Annotated in this window: 4 protein-coding genes; 1 reads left to right on the forward strand and 3 read right to left on the reverse strand. The window is 74.7% G+C overall.

Annotated elements, in window-relative coordinates; genetic code table 11:
* Both ACFXA3_RS33910 and ACFXA3_RS33915 read right to left on the reverse strand, forming a co-directional pair.
* Window positions 1-1237 (reverse strand): AMP-binding protein (locus ACFXA3_RS33910; protein ID WP_385193252.1); only part of this gene is annotated, 1237 nt, incomplete at its 3' end.
* A 5-nt stretch (window positions 1238-1242) separates the two neighbouring features.
* Window positions 1243-2358, reverse strand: coding sequence for an NAD(P)H-dependent flavin oxidoreductase (locus ACFXA3_RS33915; protein WP_385193254.1), 1116 nt, complete (start codon window positions 2356-2358; stop codon window positions 1243-1245).
* Between the two features lie 761 nt (window positions 2359-3119).
* Between ACFXA3_RS33915 and ACFXA3_RS33920 the strand changes: the two genes are divergently transcribed.
* On the forward strand, window positions 3120-4865 hold the full coding sequence (locus ACFXA3_RS33920) for a serine hydrolase (protein WP_385193258.1): 1746 nt from the start codon (window positions 3120-3122) through the stop codon (window positions 4863-4865).
* 101 nt (window positions 4866-4966) lie between these two features.
* On the opposite strand, the gene ACFXA3_RS33925 is transcribed toward ACFXA3_RS33920, so the two are convergent.
* Entirely contained in the window at window positions 4967-5353 is a 387-nt protein-coding gene (locus ACFXA3_RS33925) for a VOC family protein (protein WP_385193256.1), read from the reverse strand.
* Window positions 5354-5567 lie beyond the last annotated feature (214 nt).

Below are 5567 nucleotides of genomic sequence, written 5' to 3' on the forward strand. Positions count from 1 at the left end.
GGAAGAGGTACCCCTCCTCGTCCATCAGCCCGAGGTCGCCGACCGTGAAGAAGTCGCCGATGCGGTTCTTCTTCGTCTTGTCCTCGTCCTTGTGGTAGCTGAAGCCGCCGGTGTTCATCTTGATGTAGACGGTGCCGAGTTCGCCGGGCGGCAGCCGGTTCCCGTCGTCGTCGAAGACGGCGAGTTCGCTGATCGGCCAGGCCTTGCCGACCGTTCCCGGCTTCTTCAGCCAGTCCTCGGCGGTGGCGAAGGCGCCGCCGCCCTCGCTGGCCGCGTAGTACTCCTCCACGCACGTGCCCCACCAGTCGATCATCGCCCGCTTGACGTGGTCCGGGCAGGGCGCGGCCCCGTGGATGGCGTGCCGCATCGAGGAGACGTCGTACGCGTCCTTCGTCTCCTGCGGGAGGGCGAGGAGCCGGTGGAACTGCGTCGGGACCATGTGGGTGTGCGTGCACGCGTGGGCGTCGATGAGCCGCAGCATCTCCTGGGGGGTCCAGCGGTCCATCAGGACCAGCGGGTGCCCGATGTGCAGGGCGGCGCCGGCGAACTGGAGGACGGCGGTGTGGTAGAGCGGGGAGCACACCAGGTGCACGTTGCCGTCGAACGGGCGGATGCCGAAGATTCCGAGGAAACCGCCGAGGTACGTCTCCTCCGGGAGCTTGCCGGGCAGCGGGCGGCGGATGCCGCGCGGACGCCCGGTGGTGCCGGAGGTGTAGTTCATCACCCAGCCCAGGGTGCGGTCAGCCGGGGGCTGCGCGGAGCGTCCGCCGACGAGTTCGGCGTACGGGCGGAAGCCGGCGACCGTTCCGACGGCGTAGCGGTGGCTCCCGGGCAGGCCCGCCTCGTCGGCCGCGGCGGTGGCGGCGTCGGCGAACCGCTCGTGGGCGATGAGGACCTTGGCGCCGGAGTCGGAGACGATCCAGGCGATCTCGGGGCCGACGAGGTGGTGGTTGACCGGGACCAGGTAGAAGCCGGCCTGGGAGGCGGCGAGGTAGGCGGTGAGGAACTCGACGCCGTTGGGCAGGACGACGGCGAAGACGTCGCCCTTCTCCAGTCCGGCGGCGCGCAGTCCGTGGACGAGGCGGTTGACGTCGGCGTGCAGGCGCCCGGCGCTCCATTCCTCGCCCTCGGGGGTGACGAGGACGGTGCGCCCGGGGTCGGCGGCCGCCTGGGCCCAGAATCCTCCCCCGGACTTCGTCCGGGTGGACCCCGAGGGCTGCTCGTTCGTGGCACTCATGCTGGTCACACCTCTCGGGTCCGGCCGGCGATGCGGTTGATGCGGTCGATGGCGCGCTCGAAGCCGCCGGTGAGCTCGTCGAAGACGGCCTGGACGCTGCGTTCGGAGTTCATCCGGCCGACGATCTGCCCGACGGGCGTGCCCAGCAGCGGCTGGACCTCGTACTTCTGGATCCGCGAGACGGCCTCGGCGACCAGCAGGCCCTGGAGCGGCATCGGGAGCGCGCCGGGGCCGTCGGGGTCGTCCCATGCGTCGGTCCACTCGGTGCGGAGCTGGCGGGCGGGTTTGCCGGTGAGGGCGCGGGAGCGGACGGTGTCGCCGGAGCCGGCGGCGAGCAGTTTCGCGGTGAGCGCGCGGGAGTGCAGATCGGCTTCGGTGGTGGTGAGCCAGAGGGAGCCGAGCCAGGCGCCCTGGGCGCCGAGGGCGAGGCCGGCGGCGATCTGTTCGCCGCTGCCGATGCCCCCGGCGGCGAGGACGGGGAGCGGGGCGACGGCCTCGACGATCTCGGGGACGAGCACCATGGTGGCGATGTCGCCGGTGTGGCCGCCGGCCTCGTAGCCCTGGGCGACGACGATGTCGATGCCGGCTTCGGCGTGGCGGCGGGCGTGCTTGGCGCTCCCGGCGAGGGCGGCGACGAGGACGCCGCGGTCGTGGGCGCGGGCGACTACGTCGGCGGGCGGGGAACCGAGGGCGTTCGCCAGGAGTTTGATGGGGTAGCCGAAGGCGACGTCGAGCTGGTTGCGGGCGACCTGCTCCATCCAGCCGGTGATCCGCCAGCCGGAGGCCTCGCCCTCGGCCAGTTCGGGGACGTGGTGCTTGGCGAGGGTGTCGCGGACGAAGGCGCGGTGCCCGGCCGGGATCATCGCCTCGATGTCGGCCTCGCCGATGCCGTCGACGGCTTTCCTGGCGGGCATGACGACGTCGAGGCCGTACGGCTTGCCGTCGGTGTGCTCCTGCATCCAGTCGAGGTCGCGCGCGAGGTCGTCGGGGGCCGTGTACCGGACGGCGCCGAGGACGCCGAAGCCGCCGGCGCGGGTGATGGCCGCGGCGACCGCCGGGAAGGGCGTGAAGCCGAAGATGGCGTGCTCGACTCCCAGTTTCTTGCTCAGCTCCGTCTCCATGGGCGGCAGCATGCCGCAGCCCGGCGGCCGAGGGAAGGGATTTCCTGATGCATCGTCAGATTCTTTGACGGTCGGTCGGTGCGGGGCCCGCCGTGCCGGCGGGCAGATACTTCGGGAGGGTGCGGCGGTGGACGGGAGGACCGGTCATGGAGGACCACGGGGCGGCAGGCGGGAGGGCCGCCACGGAAGCATCGGCGGCTCCCGGCGGCGGGGCCGGAAGCGGGTCCCCGAGGGCCCCCCGGGCCTCCGGCGGACGAACGGCACCCGCAGGGACCGGGACGGCCCGCGAGCCCGCGGGCGAGGCCAGGGCCGCGGGCGAGGCCAGGAACGGGGACGGCATCGGGGTCGCGGGCGAGGCCAGGGACGGGGGCGGCGCCAGGGACGGGCGCGAGGCCAGGGTAGGGCGCGGGGGCGGGGACGGCGCCGAGGACGGGCGCGAGGCCGGGGACGGAGTCGAGGCCAGGGCCGAGGACGGCAACAGGGACGGGCGCGACGCCGAGGACTGGCGCGGCGCCAAGGACGGGCGCGAGGCCAGGGTCGGGCGCGAGGCCAGGGACGGGCGCGACGCCGAGGACTGGCGCGGCGCCAAGGACGGGCGCGAGGCCAGGGTCGGGCGCGAGGCCAGGGACGGGCGCGGGGACGGGGACGGCGCCGGGGGCGGGGACGGCGCCGGGCGCGGGGACGGCGCCGGGGGTGGGGCTCGGGGCCAGGTCGGGCCGGCGGGCGGGCGGGGGCCGAGCCGGAGGCGGCTCGCGGGGCGGCTGCTGTGGCTCGGCGGGATGCTCGCCCTGCACGCCGCACTGCCCGGGGCCGCGGGGGCCGCGGGCGGTCCGGCCGAGCGGCGCGCGCTCCAGGGGCTGCGCCTGCGGTACGGCTCCGCACGGCAGGCGGGACTCGTCGAAAAACACCTGGAGGCGGCGGCCGACGAGGCGCGGAGGTTCCTGGGCCCCTCCCCCGAACACCCCTACTACGCCGGAGCCGTGGTGCTCGCCGGCCGGGGCCGCACGATCGCCCTGCACCGCGCGATGGGCGAGGCCGTCCGGTACGCGGACTACGACGGCCGCACCGACCGGGTCCGGGAGTTCCCGGCGGCCCAGCGGATCCCGATGGCCGAGGACACCGTCTTCGACCTGGCGTCGCTGACCAAGCTGTTCACCTCGCTGCTCGCCGTGCAGCAGATGGAGCGCGGACACCTGGAGCTGGAGGCTCCGGTGGACCGGTACCTGCCCGAGTTCACCGGCGACGGCAAGGAGCTGATCACGGTCCGTCAGCTGCTCACGCACACCTCGGGGCTGCGTTCCTGGGCGCCGTTCTACCAGCAGTCCTCCCGCGAGGGGCAGTTGCGGCTGCTGTGGTCGGTGCGTCCGCAGGAGACCCCGGGGACGGTGTACCGGTACTCCGATCTGAACCTGATTGCGCTTCAGCTGCTCCTGGAACGGATCACCGGTCACACGCTGGACCTCCTGCTCCAGGACGAGATCACCGCTCCGCTCGGGATGCACCGCACTCGCTACAACCCACCGCTCTCCTGGCGCCGGGTCACCGCCGCCACCGAGGTGCAGCGGCCCCCCTGGTCCGGCCTGGACCGCGGGCTGGTGTGGGGCGAGGTCCACGACGAGAACGCCCACGCCCTCGGCGGCGTCGCCGGCCACGCCGGCGTCTTCGGCACGGCCTGGGACCTGGCCGTCCTCGCCCGCACCCTCCTCGACGGCGGCGTCTACGCCGGCCGTCGCATCCTGCGCCCCGCCTCCGTGGAGCTGCTCTTCACCGACTTCAACACCGCCTTCCCCGGCGACGACCACGGCCTCGGCTTCGAGCTCTACCAGCACTGGTACATGGGGGCCATGGCCACCCCGCACTCCGCCGGCCACACCGGCTTCACGGGCACCTCCCTGGTTCTGGACCCCTCCACCGACTCCTTCCTGGTCCTGCTCGGCAACTCCGTCCACCCCGTGCGCACGTGGCGGGCCGGCAGCGCGCCGCGGGTCGCGGTCGGCAACCGTCTCGCCCGCGCCGTCCCGGTCCGTACGAAGCACGGCGGGCCGGCGTGGTACTCGGGCATGGAGACCGGCGGCTGCGGCACCCTCACCCTGCCGCCGCTGACCCCGGCCACCGGCGCGGCCCGGCTGCGCTGCGCCGTGTGGTGGGACACCGTGCCCGGCGAGGGCGCCTTCCACCTGGAGGCCTCGGCCGACGGGCAGTCCTGGGAGCCGCTGCCGTTCAGCACGCTGCGGTCGACGGGCGGGACCCCGGAGCAGTGGCCGCTGGGCAGCGCCGGCGGTTGGTCCGGCCGCATCTGGCACCGTCTCGAAGCCCCGCTCGGCGCCTGGGCGGGGCGCCCGGTGCAGTTGCGCTTCCGGCACGCCGCGACCGGCCGCTACGTGGGGCGCGGGGTGTACGTGGACGTCGTACGGGTGGCGGAACCGGGCCGGCTCCTGTTCGCGGAGGACCGTCCGGCCGACGCGTCCCGGATCGAGGCCGTCGGCTGGACCCGCTCGGCGGACTGACGCGCCGGGCGCACGGCCCCCGCCACGGCGTCACACGGCCAGGCAGCCAGGCAGTCCGGCGGTCCGGGCGCTCGCGCGGCGGTCCGGGCGTCCAGCGGCGGTCAGGCCTCGCGGATCAGGCAGAACGGGTGGCCCGCCGGGTCGGCGTAGACGCGCCAGTCGTCGGGGACCGCTCCGGTGCGGGCGTCCAGGAGCGTCGCGCCGCAGGCCAGTACCTGCTCCTGCGCCCGGTCCAGGTCCGGCACCGCGAAGTCCAGGTGGAACTGCTGGGGGTGGGCCGGGTCCGGCCAGCGCGGCGGCCGGTGGTCCGCCACCCGCTGGAAGGCGAGGACCTGACCGGATGGCACGTGCAGCGTCGCCCAGTGCTCGTCGACCGTCCAGCGCGGGTCCGGCCGGTTGACGGTCCCGCCCAGCACCTCCCGGTAGAACCCGGCGAGGAGCAGCGGGTCGGGGCAGTCCAGCACCACGCACTGAAATTCGGCTATCACGCCTCGATCCTAAGCCCCGGCTCCCGGCTCCCGGCTCCCGGATCACGCCGGAGCGCTACTCCTTCCCGGTCAGCGCCGCGTCGAGCATCCGGCGGGCGACGGAAGCCAGTTCGGCCCGGTCCGGGGCCGGGCGGGAGCGGGCGAGGGCGCCGACGAGGCGGTCGTAGAGGAGCCCGTCGGTCCACGCGGCCAGCTGTCCGGCGGACTCCCGCGG

It is taken from the genome of Streptomyces sp. NPDC059456, assembly GCF_042750055.1.
Taxonomy (GTDB): Bacteria; Actinomycetota; Actinomycetes; order Streptomycetales; family Streptomycetaceae; genus Streptomyces.